The sequence below is a fragment of the Mycobacterium lehmannii genome, from assembly GCF_002245535.1.
GTDB classification, from domain to species: Bacteria; Actinomycetota; Actinomycetes; order Mycobacteriales; family Mycobacteriaceae; genus Mycobacterium; species Mycobacterium lehmannii.
This window is the reverse complement of record NZ_NKCN01000014.1, coordinates 76,242-92,877: the sequence shown is the minus strand read 5'-3', so window position 1 is coordinate 92,877 and position 16,636 is coordinate 76,242. Positions and strand designations below refer to the sequence as shown.

At 66.3% G+C, this 16,636-nt stretch carries 18 protein-coding genes; 9 read left to right on the top strand and 9 right to left on the bottom strand.

The features are described 5' to 3' along the window. The first annotated feature begins 3 nt into the window (after positions 1–3). Entirely contained in the window at positions 4–996 is a 993-nt protein-coding gene (locus tag CEX87_RS16745) for a stage II sporulation protein M (RefSeq protein ID WP_064427393.1), read from the top strand. On the opposite strand, the gene CEX87_RS16740 is transcribed toward CEX87_RS16745, so the two are convergent. From CEX87_RS16740 to CEX87_RS16720, 5 genes are read right to left on the bottom strand one after another with little or no spacing between them, the layout of a single operon-like run. Beyond that, a complete protein-coding gene (locus CEX87_RS16740) occupies positions 993–2,315 on the bottom strand; it encodes a DUF58 domain-containing protein (protein WP_094288140.1) in 1,323 nt (440 codons plus the stop codon). The genes CEX87_RS16745 and CEX87_RS16740 overlap by 4 nt on opposite strands. Further along, complete coding sequence (locus tag CEX87_RS16735) at positions 2,315–3,277, bottom strand: AAA family ATPase (RefSeq protein WP_064399347.1); 963 nt, start codon at positions 3,275–3,277, stop codon at positions 2,315–2,317. The genes CEX87_RS16740 and CEX87_RS16735 overlap by 1 nt, the downstream gene beginning before the upstream one ends. Beyond that, complete coding sequence (locus CEX87_RS16730) at positions 3,274–4,422, bottom strand: DUF4350 domain-containing protein (protein WP_094288188.1); 1,149 nt, start codon at positions 4,420–4,422, stop codon at positions 3,274–3,276. Before CEX87_RS16730 ends, CEX87_RS16735 begins: the two co-directional genes overlap by 4 nt. Then, positions 4,419–5,072 (bottom strand): DUF4129 domain-containing protein, encoded by a 654-nt coding sequence (locus CEX87_RS16725; RefSeq protein ID WP_064427394.1) that lies wholly within the window; start codon positions 5,070–5,072, stop codon positions 4,419–4,421. The genes CEX87_RS16730 and CEX87_RS16725 overlap by 4 nt, the downstream gene beginning before the upstream one ends. 1 nt (position 5,073) lies before the next feature. Next, entirely contained in the window at positions 5,074–6,240 is a 1,167-nt protein-coding gene (locus CEX87_RS16720) for a hypothetical protein (RefSeq protein ID WP_174523490.1), read from the bottom strand. Positions 6,241–6,322: 82 nt separating this feature from the next. On the opposite strand from CEX87_RS16720, the gene CEX87_RS16715 reads away from it, so the two are divergent. From CEX87_RS16715 to CEX87_RS27385, 3 genes are read left to right on the top strand one after another with little or no spacing between them, the layout of a single operon-like run. Beyond that, positions 6,323–6,787 carry a GatB/YqeY domain-containing protein gene (locus CEX87_RS16715; protein ID WP_064399344.1) on the top strand — a complete coding sequence of 155 codons (465 nt, stop codon included), beginning with the start codon at positions 6,323–6,325 and terminating at the stop codon, positions 6,785–6,787. A gap of 49 nt (positions 6,788–6,836) precedes the next feature. Further along, positions 6,837–7,823 carry an LLM class F420-dependent oxidoreductase gene (locus tag CEX87_RS16710; protein WP_064419239.1) on the top strand — a complete coding sequence of 329 codons (987 nt, stop codon included), beginning with the start codon at positions 6,837–6,839 and terminating at the stop codon, positions 7,821–7,823. 11 nt (positions 7,824–7,834) lie between these two features. Continuing rightward, the gene (locus tag CEX87_RS27385; RefSeq protein ID WP_164674022.1) at positions 7,835–7,996 is read left to right on the top strand and encodes a hypothetical protein; all 162 of its coding nucleotides are present in this window, start codon (positions 7,835–7,837) and stop codon (positions 7,994–7,996) included. On the opposite strand, the gene CEX87_RS16705 is transcribed toward CEX87_RS27385, so the two are convergent. Beyond that, entirely contained in the window at positions 7,997–8,668 is a 672-nt protein-coding gene (locus CEX87_RS16705; RefSeq protein WP_064399342.1) for a hypothetical protein, read from the bottom strand. Positions 8,669–8,792: 124 nt separating this feature from the next. Here CEX87_RS16705 and CEX87_RS16700 point away from each other — a divergent pair, with 124 nt between their 5' ends. Both CEX87_RS16700 and CEX87_RS16695 read left to right on the top strand, forming a co-directional pair. Beyond that, positions 8,793–9,488 carry a HemK2/MTQ2 family protein methyltransferase gene (locus tag CEX87_RS16700; RefSeq protein ID WP_064399341.1) on the top strand — a complete coding sequence of 232 codons (696 nt, stop codon included), beginning with the start codon at positions 8,793–8,795 and terminating at the stop codon, positions 9,486–9,488. Further along, positions 9,485–9,739 carry a CDGSH iron-sulfur domain-containing protein gene (locus CEX87_RS16695; protein ID WP_064419240.1) on the top strand — a complete coding sequence of 85 codons (255 nt, stop codon included), beginning with the start codon at positions 9,485–9,487 and terminating at the stop codon, positions 9,737–9,739. The genes CEX87_RS16700 and CEX87_RS16695 overlap by 4 nt, the downstream gene beginning before the upstream one ends. On the opposite strand, the gene CEX87_RS16690 is transcribed toward CEX87_RS16695, so the two are convergent. Together CEX87_RS16690 and CEX87_RS27240 are read right to left on the bottom strand one after the other, a co-directional pair. Next, the gene (locus CEX87_RS16690; RefSeq protein WP_198957240.1) at positions 9,719–10,738 is read right to left on the bottom strand and encodes an iron-containing redox enzyme family protein; all 1,020 of its coding nucleotides are present in this window, start codon (positions 10,736–10,738) and stop codon (positions 9,719–9,721) included. The two genes, CEX87_RS16695 and CEX87_RS16690, sit on opposite strands and share 21 nt — an antisense overlap. A 60-nt stretch (positions 10,739–10,798) precedes the next feature. After that, positions 10,799–10,960, bottom strand: a complete 162-nt coding sequence (locus CEX87_RS27240) for a hypothetical protein (protein WP_158220779.1) — start codon at positions 10,958–10,960, stop codon at positions 10,799–10,801. 366 nt (positions 10,961–11,326) lie between these two features. Between CEX87_RS27240 and CEX87_RS16680 the strand changes: the two genes are divergently transcribed. The 3 genes from CEX87_RS16680 (at position 11,327) to CEX87_RS16670 (ending at position 13,642) form a co-directional block, all read left to right on the top strand. Beyond that, a complete protein-coding gene (locus CEX87_RS16680) occupies positions 11,327–11,803 on the top strand; it encodes a hypothetical protein (RefSeq protein WP_233151411.1) in 477 nt (158 codons plus the stop codon). Beyond that, positions 11,800–12,906 (top strand): protein kinase domain-containing protein, encoded by a 1,107-nt coding sequence (locus CEX87_RS16675; RefSeq protein ID WP_011562221.1) that lies wholly within the window; start codon positions 11,800–11,802, stop codon positions 12,904–12,906. Before CEX87_RS16680 ends, CEX87_RS16675 begins: the two co-directional genes overlap by 4 nt. A 436-nt stretch (positions 12,907–13,342) precedes the next feature. After that, positions 13,343–13,642 carry a hypothetical protein gene (locus CEX87_RS16670; RefSeq protein WP_011768395.1) on the top strand — a complete coding sequence of 100 codons (300 nt, stop codon included), beginning with the start codon at positions 13,343–13,345 and terminating at the stop codon, positions 13,640–13,642. Between the two features lie 284 nt (positions 13,643–13,926). Here CEX87_RS16670 and CEX87_RS16665 read toward each other — a convergent pair whose 3' ends face one another. Then, positions 13,927–15,969 (bottom strand): ATP-binding protein, encoded by a 2,043-nt coding sequence (locus CEX87_RS16665; protein ID WP_011562219.1) that lies wholly within the window; start codon positions 15,967–15,969, stop codon positions 13,927–13,929. Positions 15,970–16,636: the final 667 nt, after the last annotated feature.

The following is a 16,636-nucleotide window of genomic DNA, read 5'->3' as shown; positions in this document are numbered from 1 at the left end:
CGCGTGGATGTCGACGCGTTCGTGCTCGCGCACCGTCCGACGTGGGACCGGCTCGAGCACCTGATCAAGCGGCGTCGAGAGCTCACCGGACCCGAGGTCGACGAGCTGGTCGATCTTTACCAGCGCGTGTCGACGCACCTGTCGATCGTGCGCACCGCGAACGCGGACCCGGTGATCGTCGGCCGGCTCTCGGGGCTGGTCGCGCAGGCGCGAGCCGCGGTGACGGGCGCGCACGCCCCGCTGTGGCGTGAGTTCGTGCGGTTCTGGACCGTGTCGTTCCCCGTCGTCGCCTATCGGTCGCGGTGGTGGTGGCTGAGCACGGCCTTCGCGTTCTTCGCGGTGGCCGCCGTGATCGCGGTGTGGGTTTCGGGCAGCCCGGAAGTGCGGGCCATGATCGGAACGGCCGACGAGATCGACCAGATGGTCAACAACGACTTCGCGGCGTACTACAGCGAGCACCCGGCGGGCTCGTTTGCGCTGCAGGTTTGGGTGAACAACGCGTGGATTGCGTTGCAGTGCCTCGGCTTTGCGATCCTGCTCGGCATTCCGATTCCCTACGTGGTGTTCCAGAACGCCGCGAACCTCGGTGTGGCGGCGGGACTGATGTTCGGCGCGGGCAAAGGCGATATCTTCCTCGGTCTGATCACACCGCACGGGCTGCTCGAACTGACCGCGGTGTTTCTGGCTGCCGGGGCGGGTATGCGGCTGGGCTGGAACGTGATCTCACCGGGTGACCGGCCGCGCGGACAGGTGCTCGCCGAGCAGGGGCGTGCGATCGGCGCGGTGGCGGGCGGGCTGGTGGCGGTCCTGCTGGTCTCGGGCCTCATCGAGGCGCTCGTGACGCCGTCGCCGTTGCCGACCGCCGCGCGCATCGCCATCGGTGTGGCCGCCGAGATCGCGTTCCTGGCCTACATCTTCTACTTCGGGCGCAAGGCCGAGCGGGCCGGGGAGACCGGAGACGTCGAGGACGCACCCGACGTCGTCCCAGTGGGTTAGAGGCGGCCGGTGGCCTTGAGAGCCAGGTAGTGGTCGGCCAAGGCGGGCGCCAGCTCCTCGGGTGCGGCGTCGACCACATCGACGCCCCGGCGCCGCAGCCGAGACGCGATGGCACGCCGCTCGTTGCGCGCCCGTTCGGCCGCTGCGGCGTCGTAGACCTGCGGGGCGTCGGCGCGGCCTGCGGCAAGCGCCTCGACCCGGGGATCGGCCACTGCGGCGACGAGCACCGCATGCTTGGCCGTCAGCTGCGGAAGCACATTCATCAGGCCCTCGTCGAGCGCTGACGCGTTGAGGTCGGTGAGCAGCACCACCAGCGCGTGCCTGCGGACGCGGCGCAGCACCGCGGCGACCATCGCCCCCGCATCGGATTCGATCAGCGCCGGCTCGATCGGGGCCATCGCCGCGACCAGCTGAGCGAGCAGCTCGGTACGCGAGGCGTTGAACACCGCGGCCCTGGTGACCCGGTCGTGGGCCACGAAGTCGACGTGGTCGCCTGCCCGCGAGGCCAGCGCGGCCAGCAGCAGCGCGGCGTCCATCGACCAGTCCAGCCGCGGCCACCCCGACGGATCGTTCGAGGTGGGATCGATGCCGACGCGGCCCGCCGACGTGCGCGAGGTGTCGAGCACGATCACCACGCGCTGGTCCCGTTCCGGGCGCCACGTTCTTACCACCACGTCGGCGCGGCGGGCGGACGCGCGCCAGTCGATCGACCTGACGTCGTCGCCGATCACGTATTCGCGCAGCGAGTCGAACTCGGTGCCCTGCCCGCGAATCAGGACAGGTGTATTGCCTTCCAGCTCACGAAGTTTGGCCAGCCGTGAGGGAAGGTGCTTGCGGGACAGGAACGGCGGCAGAATCCGGATCCGCCACGGCACCCGGTGCGAGCTCTGCCGTCCGGCCAGCCCTAGCGGCCCGGTGGCGCGGACGGTGACCAAGGACGATTCCTGGTCGCCTCGGCGCACCGGCCGCAGCGTCGTGTGGAATCGAAGTTGTTGACCCGCAGCCAGGTTCACCGGATGGAAACGGGGATGGGCCCGCGCGCTCGGCGGCCACGCGTCGCGCACGACGCCCTTGATGCGCCGGCTGCCGGAGTTATCGGTGTGCAGAACGGCCGTGACGTCTTGGCCAAGCCGGGCGGTGGTGTCACCGGACCGGGTGAACCGCACGCGGCGGGTGTTGCCCGCCAGGGCGGCGTCGAGCGCGATCAGTACGACGAGCGCACCGAGCAGGACGGCGAACGTGGACGCGGGCCGGGGAGAGACCGCGATCGGCAGGACGCACACCAGTGCGACCAGCGCGGAGCGCCCGGTGAGGATCACTAGCGCGGCACCGGCACTGCCGCGAGCGTCCCGTCGAGCACGCCGTCGGGTGTGACGCCCTCCAACTCCGCTTCCGGCCGGAGTTGGATGCGGTGCCGCAGGGTGGAACGGGCCATCGCCTTCACGTCGTCGGGAGTCACGTAGTTGCGTCCCGACAGCCACGCCCACGACCTTGCCGTCGCCAACAGGGCGGTCGCCCCGCGCGGTGAGACTCCCAACTGCAGCGACGGTGAATGCCTTGTCGCGGCGCAGATGTCGACGATGTAGCCGAGCACCTCGTCGGCGACCAGCACTTCGCGCACGGCGGCCCGCCCAGCCGCCAGCTCCGCCGCTCCCGCGACGGGCCGCACATGGGACAGGTCCCGTGGGTCGAAGCCGTGCGCGTGTCGATTCAGGATCGCAACCTCCTGTTCGCGTGTCGGCAGCGGCACGTTGAGCTTGAGCAGGAAGCGGTCCAGCTGTGCCTCGGGCAGTTGGTAGGTGCCCTCGTACTCGATCGGGTTCTGGGTGGCGGCAACGATGAACGGATCCGGCAGGCGACGGGCTTCCCCCTCCACGCTGACCTGGCGTTCCTCCATGGCCTCCAGCAGCGCGGCCTGCGTCTTGGGTGGCGTCCGGTTGATCTCGTCGGCCAGCAGCAGGTTGGTGAACACGGGACCGGACCGGAACTCGAACTCCGCGGTGCGCGCGTCGTAGACCAGTGAGCCGGTGACATCACCGGGCATCAGATCGGGCGTGAACTGCAGGCGCTTGAAGTCCAGCTGCAGTGCCGAGGCCAGCGTGCGCACCAGCAGCGTCTTGGCGACGCCGGGTACCCCCTCCAGGAGAACGTGGCCGCGGCACAGCAGCGCGATCACCAGTCCGCTGACCACGGCGTCCTGTCCGACGACCGCCTTGGCTATCTCGGCGCGCAGCGCCAGCAATGCGGTTCGCGCGGAATCGTTTCCGCCTGACTGAGTCACGAGCGTGCGACCTGCCTTTCGATGTTGTCGAGTTCGCGTGCGAGGTTGACCAGTTCGACGTCGTCGCCGGGCGGGGGACCGAACAAGGTGTGTGCGACCGCCTGGGGATGGACACCGCTGTGTGCGGCCACCGCCTGGACCACCGCGGCCGGATCGGGGTTGACGCCAAGGCCGAGGCGGGGCTGCATGCGCTGCAGCGCGGCGGTGCGCAACGCGTCCGCCGCACTGTCGCGGGCACGACGCGAGCGGTAGAGCCGGCCCCGCCCCTCCACGGTTTCGGAGGCTCGCACGACCACGGGCAGGCGTTCGGCGACCAGTGGACCGATGCGGCGGCCCTTCCAGAGCGCGAGTAGCACCACCACTGCGACCAGTTGCCACAGGATCCAGCCCACGTGTTCGGGTGCGAGGTCGAACAGGCTTGCCGCGCCGTCGGATTCGCCCTCGGTGAACTGCGGCGCATACCAGATCATCCGCGGATTCGTGCCCGCGAGGTTCATCGCGAGCGCCGCATTGCCCGCCTTGGGCAGGCCGCGGTTCGTCATGAACCCGGAATCGCCGACCAGCGTGATGTCCCGGCCGTCGGCGATGTAGCGGACCAGCGCGCCTTCGTAACAGCGCGTCAGGTCGATGCCGTCGCCGGCGGCCTCGTAGGCGTCGCTCACGCTGAACTGCACGGCCCCGGCGCGGGTGGCCTCACGAAGGTCGCAGTCGGGGCGCTCCCCGCCGCCGAATGTGGTGGCTCCGCTCAGCTTCACCTCGGGCGCCAGTGCTTCGCGAGTACGCGAATTGGGTTGCACCAGCAGGCGATCACCCGGGAGCGCCGCAAGACGCTGGAGCACTCCCTCGTCGACGAGGTGATAGGTCTGCACCACGACAAGCAGGGTGTCGGGCCGCGCGGCCGCCTCCACCGCGGCCACGTCGGGCGCTTCGACGACGTCGACCCCGTTTTCGGCCAGCAACGTCATCAAGGCCCGCGCCCCGTCCGGCCCGGTGGAGTTCGGGTCCATCCATCCCCCGGGACGAGGTGCGGTCAGGTAGGCGCTGAGTACGGCGAATGCGACGATGACGGCCAACCCCAGCACGACCCAGCGCGCTCCGCGCCATCGTGTGCGCAGCGTCGTCTCCACGGCGGTGTCGGTCGTCATCGGATCTCGGCCCACCCGTCAGACGCGCCGGGGGTGACAGGGGTCGAGGCAGCCACCGGAGCCCGCGACCTCACGTGGTCGTCGAGGTCGGCGACCAGCCGGTAGGCCTTCTCGGTGCCCGGAATCTCGCCGTACGTGACGTCATTGAATGCCGTTGCCGCGGCAGCGAGTTCATTACTCAGATGCGGGAGCTGGCGGCCCGCGTCACGAGCAAGCTCGGTGGCGGTGCGGCCGGGGACCGGGTCGAGCACACCGGTCTCCTCCAACTGTCGGGCGACGGCCCGCAGCCGGTGCCGGATCGCCGCGGCCCAGTCCGCTGCCGTTGCGCACTGTTCGGCGGTCACCCGATGCTGTGCTGCGGTCATAGCGTGCTCGCCGAACAACGCCTCGGTGTGGCCGCGGCCCGTTCGCATGGCCCGGCGCCCGATCCGGATCGCCAGAACCACCCCGACGGCCACCAGGATCAGCAGGACGGTGATCGTCACCCAGCCGCCCGGTATCGATGAGCCTTCCGCAGCCAGCCGGTAGACCAGGTCGTCGACCCATTCACTGATCCGGTCGGTCAGGGAAGGCTTGGGATATATCGGTTTTGCGAGCTCGCGCTGCGCCGCCTCGTGCGCGGCATCGCTGTCGATGTCTATGGTCGGCACGTCAGTTCTGGCGGGTCAGCCACAGATGGTCGGTGGAGTCGGACGGGGCGGTGGGACCGTAGCCGGCGCCGGTCTGCAACACCAGGTCGAAGGCCTCTCTGCGGATGCGGCCGTCGGTGTACTGCAGCGCCACCACACCCGCGCTGAAGGGTGCGGTGATGATCTGGCCGATCGCGCCTCCGACCGACACCAGGACCAAGGCGAACAGCGCGGCCGTCGTGGTCGTGGCCGCCATCAGGATTATCTGCCCGCCGAGACTGAACGGGAACGCGACGGCGCCGGCGACGAGTTGCGCGACGATCACGGCGAGCAGGCGAATACCCAGCACCCGCCAGAAGTCCCGTTTGATCAAGGCGAACGACCGCTTGACCGCGTCGACGATGCCGAGTCGCTCGAGAACGATGATGACCGGAGTGAACGTGAGCATCGTCCCCAGGTACACCAACGCCGCGATCAAGGCCAGGACCAAGGGGATTCCGATGAGCACCGCGGCCGCGCCACCCGCCGCGGCCCCGATCCCGAAGATGATGCCGACCACGGCAGTGATCAACAGCATCGCGCCGAGGACCTCCAGCACGGAGAAGCCGATCAGCGCCCACAGCCGGCCCCGAAGCCGTTGCCACGCTTGCCCGATGGTGATCCCGGAGCCGAAGACGGCCCTGCCCACGACGACGGTGAGCAGACCGCTCAGCAGAATCGCGGCCAACCCGGTCGCGACCGATCCGGCGAGGCTCGACAGCATGGTGCTCACCAGTACGCCCGCCGACACCTCCTCCTCACCGCTGAGGGTGGGGATCAGTTGCCCGCCGACAGCGAGCGGGCCGACGGACAGGATCAGCGCGATCAGCTGGGTGGCGACCACCACGATGGTCGTCAACCCGAGCGTCGCTTTCGGATTCGCCCGGATATAAGCGACCGCACCGTTGAAGATGTCCGACAGGGTCAGTGGGCGAAGGGGGATGACACCCGGCTTGAGTACGGGCGGCCCGTAACCCGGATGGCCATAGCCGGGGCCGTACCCCGGCGGCGGTCCGTACCCCGGAGGAGGTCCGTACCCCGGCGGGCCGTAGCCCGGCGGCGGCGCATAACCGGGCGGCGGATACCCCGGTGGTGGATAGCCCGGCGGCGGTGGGCCTGCAAAACCGGACCCGCCGGCGTCGGTGCTCATGGCCACCATCCTGTCGAGGACGGTGCGAATTGACAACGTCGTCGGGCGGTCGTGGCGGTCGAGCGCAGCGTAGTTTTGGCTCATGGGCGAACTCAAAGAACGGTTGCGAAGCGATCTGACGGCGGCGATGAAATCGCAGGACAAGCTGCGCACCGCGACGCTACGGATGCTGCTCGCAGCCATCACCACAGAAGAGGTCGCGGGCAAGGAGTCGCGCGAGCTGACCGACGCCGAGGTGCTCAAGGTGCTAGCCAGAGAGTCCAAGAAACGTGGCGAGTCCGCCCAGATCTACACACAGAACGGGCGCGGTGAACTCGCCGCCAACGAGCATGCCGAAGCGCAGGTCATCGACGAGTACCTGCCGACTCCGTTGACCGAAGCCGAACTGGCCGACGTCGCCGACACCGCGATCGCGCAGGTCGCCGAGGAGATCGGTGAGCGGCCCGGCACCAAGCAGATGGGGCTGGTGATGAAGGCCGCGACCGCCATCGCGGCCGGTAAGGCCGACGGTGCACGGCTCTCGGCGGCGGTGAAGGCCAGGCTGTAGCGAGCCGGGCACTCGTTTTCGCGGGGTGGGGCTCGGGTACCCCGCACCCATGACGCGGTTCGGATACACCCTGTTGACAGAGCAGAGCGGGCCAAAAGAACTTGTCCGCTACGCGGTTTCGGCCGAACAGGCGGGCTTCGACTTCGAGGTGTCCTCCGACCACTACTTCCCGTGGCTGTCCGCACAGGGACATGCGCCGTACGCGTGGTCGGTGCTGGGCGCGGTCGCCCACGCCACCGAGCGTGTCGAGCTGTTCACCTACGTCACCTGCCCCACGATGCGCTACCACCCGGCAATCGTCGCGCAGAAGGCTGCGACACTTCAGATCCTCGCCGACGGCCGTTTCACGCTGGGTTTGGGCAGCGGTGAGAACCTCAACGAGCACGTCGTCGGCAAGCGCTGGCCGACGGTGGCGCGCCGCCAGGAGATGTTGCGCGAAGCGATCCAAATCATCCGCGAGCTGTTCACCGGAGACCTCGTCGACTGGAAGGGCGAGTACTTCGAGGTCGACTCCGCACGCCTGTGGGACCTCCCTGAGACGCCCGTCGCGATCGCCACCGCGGTTTCGGGTGAGCGGTCGGTCGAGACGTTCGCGCCGCTGTCGGATCACCTGATCGCCGTCGAACCGAACAAGGATCTCGTCGATGCGTGGCACGAGGCCAGGCGCGCCACCGGTGTGCCCGGTGACGTGCGCGTCGTCGGGCAGATCCCGGTCTGCTGGGACACCGACAAAGACGCCGCGGTGCGCCGGGCGCACGACCAGTTCAGGTGGTTCAGCGGTGGGTGGGCGGTCAACTCGGACCTTCCGACCACCGCCGGCTTCGACGGTGCAACGCAATACGTGCGCCCCGAGGACGTGGCCGAATCCATCCCCTGCGGACCCGATCTCGATGCGATCGTCGAGGCCGTCAGCAAGTACTGGGAAGCCGGCTTCACCGACATCGCGCTCGTGCAGATCGGCGACGAGGGTCAAGAGCAGTTCCTCAAGGAAGCCGCAGCGCCGCTGCTGGACAAGCTGCGTTCCGCAGCCAACTAGAAGGGACCGATATGCCGACCGGAAAAGGCATCTACGACGACGACGACGCCGACGAGCGCGACAAGCGCAAGGCGCAGCGCACGGGGCCGAAGGACGAGGGCGGCGACGGCGGCATGGCGACCCGCGAGAACGCCCCGGACGTCGCGGAGTCCGGCGGGGAGCCTACGGCCTGATCACTCGGCGTCGCGGCCCTGCCTGCTGCGCTTGTACGCCGAACGCCGGAAGTCGCCGAGCCAGCGCGGGGCCAACTCGACCTCGGGATCGCTGTGCAGGGCCGGGTCGAACGCGATGTCGTCACAGCTCGGGTCGACGTGGCGAAGGGTCAACCGGGCCAGCGGGCGGAACCCGCCCTTCACCGGAGCCTGGTCGATGTTGAACGTCAGCCCGGTAGCGTCGATCTGCTTTTCGACGGCGTCGAGCGAGAGGCCCGGTGCGTCGACCCGGGTGGCCAGGCGAGCACGCATCCACCACAAGGCGTCGTGATACCGAAGCGGCATCAGGCTGGAGAAGGTCGCGCCGGACCACGACAAGACGGGGGCCAGCCCGACCCGCGTCCCGGAGACCGTCGACGCCAACAACACGTCCCACGGGCCGCATGCCCGCAGATCCGGCGGCGGCGGAATACGGAATGCCAGACCGGCGACGTCCGGAGCGGCGCCGGGCAGGCCGACACCCTTGGAGACCCGTGCAATGACGTCGCAGGAGTTCATCGGAAGGCCTTCACCCTCGGGCGCGATGCGTTCGAGGACGCCCTCGGCCATCACCCCTGAGGGATGGAACAGCCGCCGGTCACGAAGGGCGGCGCCGAGGCGGATGGGAAGCGAGGCGATATCAGAGGCTTGCACGGTAGTCGAGTGCCCCGGCGAGGGCGCAGCAAAACGAGCGCCCACGTTTTAACAGCCCCGATAGCGGGCATTAATTTCGCGCAGTGCTGCATTGCGCAGCAGAAGAACCTGTCGAAAGGCCGTCGTGACAACCGCATACACCGATGTCCGTGGCCCTTTGGTCGCGGATGAGGGCGTCTACGCGCCGCAGGAAGACTCACAGCTGCTCATCGAGGTCATGGACCAAATGACGCTCGCGCGCGGCCGGCACGTGGTCGACTTGTGCACCGGAAGTGGTGTCGTCGCGATCGGGGCCGCCGAACAGGGCGCCGCATCGGTGACCGCCTTCGACATCTGCCAGCGCGCGGTGCGCTGTGCGCGGGCAAACGCGACGGCGTCCGGAGTCGACGTCGATGTGCACCTCGGATCATGGGCGCGGGCAGTCGAATTCGGCCCCTTCGACCTGGTCGTCTGCAATCCGCCGTATGTACCGCACGATCCGAGCGCCGAATGCGAACCCCTCCCGGCCTACGTGGGACCCCCTCGGGCATGGGATGCCGGATGCGATGGCCGGCTCGTACTCGACCCGCTGTGCGCGACGGTGCCCGACCTTCTCGACCACGGAGGCAGCCTGCTGCTGGTGCAGTCGGAGTTCGCCGATCCGCGACAGACGCTCGGTGCACTTGCTTGCGCCGGTCTCGACGCGGAAATCGTTGCACGGCAGTGGATCCCATTCGGACCGGTGCTGTCGTCGCGGGCATTGTGGCTCGAGGAGTGCGGCCGCCTCGAACCGGGTCGCCGCGAAGAGGAACTGCTGGTGATCCGGGCGGACAAGCCATGAGCGATGCCGAACCGCGCACCGTGCGGGTGGTACCGAACGGCCCGCTGATGGTGCAGGGGCCGGTGCGCATCGAGATGCCCGACGGCCAGGTCGTGGAATCGGACCGGTTCATGGTCGCGGTGTGCACTTGCCGGCGCAGCAAGGACTATCCGTTGTGCGACACCAGTCACCGGCGTCGCAAGCGTGCCGACGTGTCCACGAAGGGCGACGCGCCCGACGACAAAGTCGCGTCAGCTCAGCGGCCGGCGTAGCGACGAGCGGTTCTCGGTCCAGCAGTTCATCAGGTGCGTGGCCAGGCGTCCCTCGACCATGTCCAGCGCCCGCATGCCGAACACGACATCGCGGTCCAGTTGCGGCTCCTTAGCGACGAGATCGCCGACGACATCGGTGCGGACCACCTGCTCGTGGACGGCATCGGCCACCACATGTTCGTGGTAGAACGCCACGCAGGCATCGGGAGCGCCCATGCGGCGCAACGCTTCCACCAGCCGCCGCGAGCCGGGTGACGACGTGATCTCCGTCGAAGCGAAATGCCCGATCGACGCGCCGCGCAGTTCGCGGTGCAATCCGAACAACGACATCAGGTTCACCGACGCCAACGCGTCGGCGGAGACGTGGTCGAGGTAGCCGAGGTAGGACGAGTCGAGACCCGCCGCATCCATCAACTGCGCGTACAGGTGCTGGTGCACATGTTCGCCACGGCCACCGCCGAACTCGTCGAACTCGACCGCGACGAACGCCGCTTTCGAGTGTCCGGCCAGGCGAGGGATGGTCCAGGCGTGCGGGTCGCCCTCTTTGAGGTGGTACACCGAGCGGTGCACGAAGTATTCGAGCATCTGCTCCCAGGTGCCCTTGTCGCGCAGGAAGTATGACGGGCCCTCGCCGTCGACCGGTTCGATCGACAGCTTGTCCATCTCGGCTTCCGCGGTCTCGCCCTCGCCGATCTCGCCGACGTCCTGGCGCACCGCGTCCAGGAACGCCTCTTCGAACCGGCCGCGCAGGTGCAGCAGCGCGGGGTTCCACTCCCAGCGGGGGCTCACGCCGGCGAAGCCGCGGTAGTGCAGCTCGTAGCAGATGTACAGAGCGAGTTGGAGGTCGAGGCCGTACGGATCGGCGTCGAACATCGGCACGTCGATCGGACGCAGCGGCAACGACGGACGGCCGCGCTGCAGGAGATCGATGACGGCTGCAGACAGCGGTCCGGCGGCCTTCGGAAGGGCAGGTTCGACTCGCGTCGACGGTAAAGTCACGCCCTTCTCAATACCCTCATCCGCACCGGTCAAACGCATGTTCGGTATGAGTCGTTCGGCTCACAGCGAATCTAGAGCCGGCACTTTCGCAGTCGGGGTGGCGGGATTCGAACCCACGACCTCTTCGTCCCGAACCACGACACCAGCGAGTTTGATTGAGTTGACGTCGTTGGGCAGCGTGAGGAACTGCAGGTCAGCGGTGTTGGTTGGGTTGGGTGTCACGGACGGCATGCGAATCAACTGCGGACTGACTGCGGACCACAGCGAATGGAGTTGATCGACAATGGCCGACGCTTTGGTGATCAGGAGAAGTCGGACAAGCAGTCCCACTTCATCCTCTGAGCCCGCAGTGTGAGGTGCACGTCACGTGCGAGACGTACGTACACGTCGAAGCAATCCGCTCAAGCCGGACTCCTAGTAGTAAGGGCGGTCGCGTCTACCGCGACAGTGATCAAAATTTCCGATGAATGATCGCGCCCGCCGGGGTGGCGTGTCAGCATCTACTCGCTCGAGCGGTGACCAGAACACGGTGGCATTTCGTTAGCCAGTCGGCACCACGGAGCGGTTGACGGCATGGACAATAGATCTGTGCGGGCTGCGGGGTTCAACGTCGAGGCAGGGACGCTGCTGCTGGCCGTCGTGGAACGCTCCGATGAAGGACCGGCGACGCCAGTGCCCGTTACGACTCCTAAGCTGACGCCTGCAGACTTGCCCGAAGCGCAGAGTCTCCGCGACCTCGCCAAGCGGGTGGAACAGGAACTCCAGGCCGCACGGGTAGATGCGGTGGGGCTCGTCCATACGCGCGCGTTCAGGAATCTGCAGTACAACCAGGTCTACGCCCGGGTAACAGCGATCTGCGCGGTCATGTTCGCGGCCGCTGAGCTGAATGTCGGCTATGAAACCCTGACCACGGAGACGATTGGAACGGCGGTCAGTTGCCCACCGAAGTCGCTCGGCACATTCAACTTCGCCGTGCTGGGCTTCGACCAACGGCCGAGGTTCTGGACGACAGGATTGGCTGAGGCGTATGCCGCTGCCTACACATTGGTCGGAGGCACGACGTGACGGCGCCTGCTCAGATGCCGAGTGAACCCAACATCCCGAGCCTCGAGCGTTCCCGTCCACTCCGTTTGGCCTTCGAGTGCCTGCAGACGCTGCCCGAAGGCTCCAACCCGGTGCGCGTCTGGTGGGATGAGAATCTGCAGTGCGAGCAGGTCGGAAAGCGGGTCGACCTCTCAAATCTCGATGACGTGCTGCCGGAGCCAGCAATCCTGCGACAGATTCGGCACGACCACGTGGTGCCGATCCTCGCTGCGCCGGTTGTAGACGGCTTTCCGCAACCGATGCGGGTGATCGAGATCGTCACCCCGTACTACAAACGGGGCAGCCTGACCGACGCGTTCATCCGCGGCGAGCGATTCGGCCCTACGGAAACAGTACGCATCGTGCAAGCCGCATTGCGCGGGTTGGGACACCTCCACGAGGTGCATGGCATCCTGCACCGCGACATAAAGAGCCCCAACATCCTGTTGACCGAGGACGAATTCCTCGCCAGGGTAGGAGACTTGGGTTGCGCAGGCCGCATCGGCGAGGACGGGCGCACCCCGGCACTGGACATCCCCACCCTGTACAGCCCGCCCGAACTGGTCGGAACAGGCATTCTTACCCGGGCAAGCGACTTGTATCCGATGGGGCTCGTGCTGCTCGAGCTGCTCAAAGGCGGATTCGACTATGACGCGTACCCTAAGTCTGACGTCGTGCGTCGTCTGCTGCGAGGCGTCTCTCCGCTGTCGATGGCCGAGCGTAGCCACCCCATCTGGGCATCGCGATCACTGCGTCGAATCCTGAACAAGTCCTTGCATTCTGTTCCCGGCCAACGCTTTCAGACTGCAAGCGAGATGGACAATGCCCTGTCTAGAGCCCGTGTCATCGACTGGGCGGAGACCGACACGCTTCGATGGGAAGCGCCGTTCCGCCACCACCGCGGCCGCCGCGTCCGCGTTGAGGCCGTTCAGCGACGCAAGGGCGGATTCCGTCTATCGACGCAGATCAACAGCGGCAATGGATGGCGCCGCTATGGCTTGGCCGACCTCGATGTCGAAGCTCTTGATTCATCCCGTGCCCGTAGCTTGTTCGACCAGGCGACAGATAGGGCCATCGTCCGCTGAGCTGCTCGCTCCACTGCTCGCCGCTCTGACTCGGTGAGCGCCGCCGACAATCCATCGATTTCATCCCGCCGGCTCCTGTCGATTTCCCACGTTGCTTGAGGGCTCACGCCTCTCGGGACGAGCCAGCCGTTCAGCGTCAAGTCGTCGAAGACGGCATCGGCGGCTGATTCGGTTACCCCGCGACTGTCAGGCTTTAACCGGCGTAACGCCCGTTGAGCAAGGCCGGAGGGAAGCGCCTGCAGCACTTCCTCGATGAGTGCTTGACGAATCCATGAATCTCGGCGTAATTCAGCGCCGACCTGTTCGGCGTGTCGCCGCAGGGCGTCGACCGCAACCAGTACGACCGCATTCGGGGTCAGAAGCGGCTGGTCCATGCGCTCAAAGTTACTACGCGTTACGCGTCACGCGTAGTTATTGCTGCAGTTACGATCTAACCGTGTCACTGGCTGAAAGCAACGAATTGCGGCAGTTGTCGCGCGTGTTGTTCGGCCAGGCCCATCGTCTGTCGGTGATGGTGGGAATTGCCCGCGGCGGGAAAGAATTCGCCCTCTCCGAGCTCGCTGACGAACTGGGATTTGAGTATCTGAGCAGCATTCAAGACCCGATCAGGGATCTTGAAGCCTCGGAGTTGATCTCGCGGATACCAAAGGTAGCCAACAAGGTTCGCTTCCGCAAGAACAAGAGCTACGCCTGGAAGTGGGCTGAGGAGCTCGCGTCCCGGTACCCCGAGCAATGATTGGCCGGATCAATGATTTCGATGCCGCGGTGATGTTTAGTTGCGGTTCGATCGAGTTCGCGTGAGTGCCCACCTAATCCCCCGAGCCGTCTTTTCAACGCGCCCATGCCGCACTCGACGCCAACTGAACGCCCGCCAAGAGAAGTTCGCGGCGGCCAGTTAACCGACGCGATGGTGTGTCGCCGTCCTTGGAGTCCGACGACACATCCGAATCCGTCTGTTTGACGGATCGTTGGAGATGGCCTGTGAGAGCTGGTGCCGCCCGACCGTGGGCTACAGGGTCGTCAACTCGAGGGTAGGCCCAGCTTGTCGAAGAAGGCGCGGTTCCGCTCGGTCGCCGCATTGACCAGCCCGTCGAAGCTCATGACTTCGATGTAGGCCTTGGCGTTGTCGTTGAAGCCGAAGTATCCGAGGCCGTCATGGGTCGGCCGCAGGTTGGAGACCTCGCACCGCTCGATCATCTTGTCCGTCAGGTCCGCGACGATGTAGCAGAACGCCGGCGGGTCCTGAGTCGGCGGGATCGGCCTCCCGGTCGCCGTTAGTACACCACCGGCGCGAACCCTCTTCACGTAGTCGAGGCACTGCTGTATCGGGTTCTTGTCCTCGGTGGCGTCCTTGCGCATGGGGCGCTTGATCTCGACCACAACGATCGACGGCAGGGGCAGTCTCTCTCCTTCAGCTGCGAGTACAGGTGAGTCGACGAGCCGCGTCGCGAGGATGTCGGGCTCTTTGGTGGACTCGTCCCCAGTGATCGGCATGCTCTTGAGCGTCTTATCAGAGGCGAGGTAGTCGTGGAAGGCAAGTCGCTCGTCGATGATCCACAGGTTGGACGCGTCGGTGGCGATGTCGTTGGACTCCGTTCGCATCGGGATGATCAGTGAATGGATTGCGTCTTCGCGGCTGTATTTCCCGTCCGTGTCCGCCCGGATCAGACGCGCGAGTAGATCCAGTACCGTCCGGCGGCGTGACACGTATGCGGCCAGGTCAGATTGATTGATCTCGCTGACGGTGCTGAGGTACGCAGCAAGACGTTCCGCGTAATCCTCCGCCGGCTCGGAATCGGCCTCTGCGGAGATCTGCTGGCCCTGCACGAACGCTTCCGCCTCGATCTTCTGTAGATGCCCATGGAGCTGGAGCTCGAGGTCCTGATCCTTCACCGAGGGGTCGACCGTAATGCCGCGCTCCTCGATCCTGGCCAGCACCGGCCGGTACCGCGGGGCGCGTGTGCTCACGAAGTCGTGGACCCGCTGCTTGCCTTGTGTGCGGGCTGAATCAAGCGGCTCCTTCAGCATGTTCCCGATTTCCTGGAGCACGGCAGCCCGGATGTCGTCCAGCGCGAGGTCGTCGCCGAGCTGGTCGCCCTCAATACGGTCGGCGATATCGAACGCCGTCCGGTCGGACCGAACGCGTTCGTCGAGGTAGCCCGACGTCAGGTAACACGCGTAGACGAACTCACCGGACTCCCCGTCCTTGAGCCTGCCATGAAGCCCTGGGACCTTCCCGTTCAAGTTCTCTTCGATGACGACACGGCTCGCCGCGCACCAGTGGAGGCGAGGGACGGAGGTGCGCGCGGAAGGCTTGAGGCGCAGGTTCAGCATGTCGAACCGTTGCCCCTCGACCTCGATTGTTGACGACGACATCTTTGAGTCCACGAACTCGTCCATCAGGTCGGCCAGGGACACCGCCTCGTCGTCGTCCGCGACCACCACCACGGGCGCGCCTCCGGGCCGGAGGAAGTACCAGATGCAGTGTTCGAGCACCTCACGCGCAATGGCATCGACACCCTTCGGCGCGTACTGCTGAAACGTCTTCTTGAACCCATCGAGGTGCACTTCAGCTCCGGGCTGTGTGAACCCGTCCGTATCGCCGTCGTCCTCAACCTCGCGGTCGATCGAGAACCTGAACTGGCGACCCCGGAGTGTGCCGGTTTCGTCCTCGTACGTGCTGCGCACCGATACCCTGTCGAATGCTTTGAGCCAGAGGAGCCGTCCCACGCCACGGCAGCCGAGGTCTGACTTATAGTCGCTGTCCAGGGTCTCGAACGAGGAGAGGTTCGCCGACGTGAATCCCACGCCGTCGTCCTTCACGGTGAATCCGACGATCGGCTTCATGGGAGCACGACCGGGACCCGCGGCGCCGAAGTCAAACTCCGCCTGGGCGTCGCGGTGCACCTTCACGTCGACCCGCCCTGGACGGTTTGGGTCTTTGGGCCGTGCGTCGATCGACTGGATGCTGTTCACTATCGCCTCAAGGAGCGGTAGCAGGGCGTGACTCTTGGGCAGGCTTGTGTTCCGGACTCGACCCGCCAGCGAGGTGGTCAGTGCCATGGTGTCCCCCTACCTCAGTCGAGCGCCTAAGCCTATAGGCGGAGTTCAGCCTCCGGCGGGGTATCGCCGCGGGGTCCAAACCCTGGCGCATGTCTGGCGCAATCGTGATCGTCTCACTGATGGCCGACAGCTCCGCACTGACATCGCTGTCGCCGGAGCGACGCTGCCTCGGCAGTGGATATCTGCGTCTGTGAACAGAGCCAAGTTTCCAGGTGCCGATGTATCAGTGGTCAACCTCGGTGTCCGACTCGGACTCAGTCGCCCGGCTGTGCGGTCATCGCCGCGTATCGGTTAAACAGCAGCTGCTGGCGGACGGTTTCGTCAACATTTCCGTCAATCCCGAATTTCCAGGACTCAGACGCCACCCATCGCATCGCTGCACCGCTCATGTCTGCGGGCGACCCTTGCGATAACGAACTCCGCGGCACCGCCCTTACAACGACGCCGGCCACGAGCACCTTCTAAATGCAAGGACCGATGCCGCTGATTGCCCTCGCAATCCTCGCAGAACAGTGTCTTGCGCAGTGCCCGATTGGGTGTGGACGCAATATCGTCCGTCGATAAGCGGCCTGCTGTACTGGCGTAGGGGTCATATTCGGGCGGGGCGAATTCCACGCTGACGGGTTTGGTTGGCAGCCGGTCGCCACCTTTTTGATTCGTATGCCTG

Bases quoted from the DNA above. Each gene is read 5' to 3' on its own strand.
- CEX87_RS16715 (WP_064399344.1), top strand. From the start codon at position 6,323: ATGGGCGAACTCAAAGAACGGTTGCGAAGCGATCTGACGGCGGCGATG.
- CEX87_RS16695 (WP_064419240.1), top strand. From the start codon at position 9,485: ATGAGCGATGCCGAACCGCGCACCGTGCGGGTGGTACCGAACGGCCCG.
- CEX87_RS16710 (WP_064419239.1), top strand. From the start codon at position 6,837: ATGACGCGGTTCGGATACACCCTGTTGACAGAGCAGAGCGGGCCAAAA.
- CEX87_RS16665 (WP_011562219.1), bottom strand. From the start codon at position 15,969: ATGGCACTGACCACCTCGCTGGCGGGTCGAGTCCGGAACACAAGCCTG.
- CEX87_RS16730 (WP_094288188.1), bottom strand. From the start codon at position 4,422: ATGACGACCGACACCGCCGTGGAGACGACGCTGCGCACACGATGGCGC.
- CEX87_RS27385 (WP_164674022.1), top strand. From the start codon at position 7,835: ATGCCGACCGGAAAAGGCATCTACGACGACGACGACGCCGACGAGCGC.
- CEX87_RS16720 (WP_174523490.1), bottom strand. From the start codon at position 6,240: ATGAGCACCGACGCCGGCGGGTCCGGTTTTGCAGGCCCACCGCCGCCG.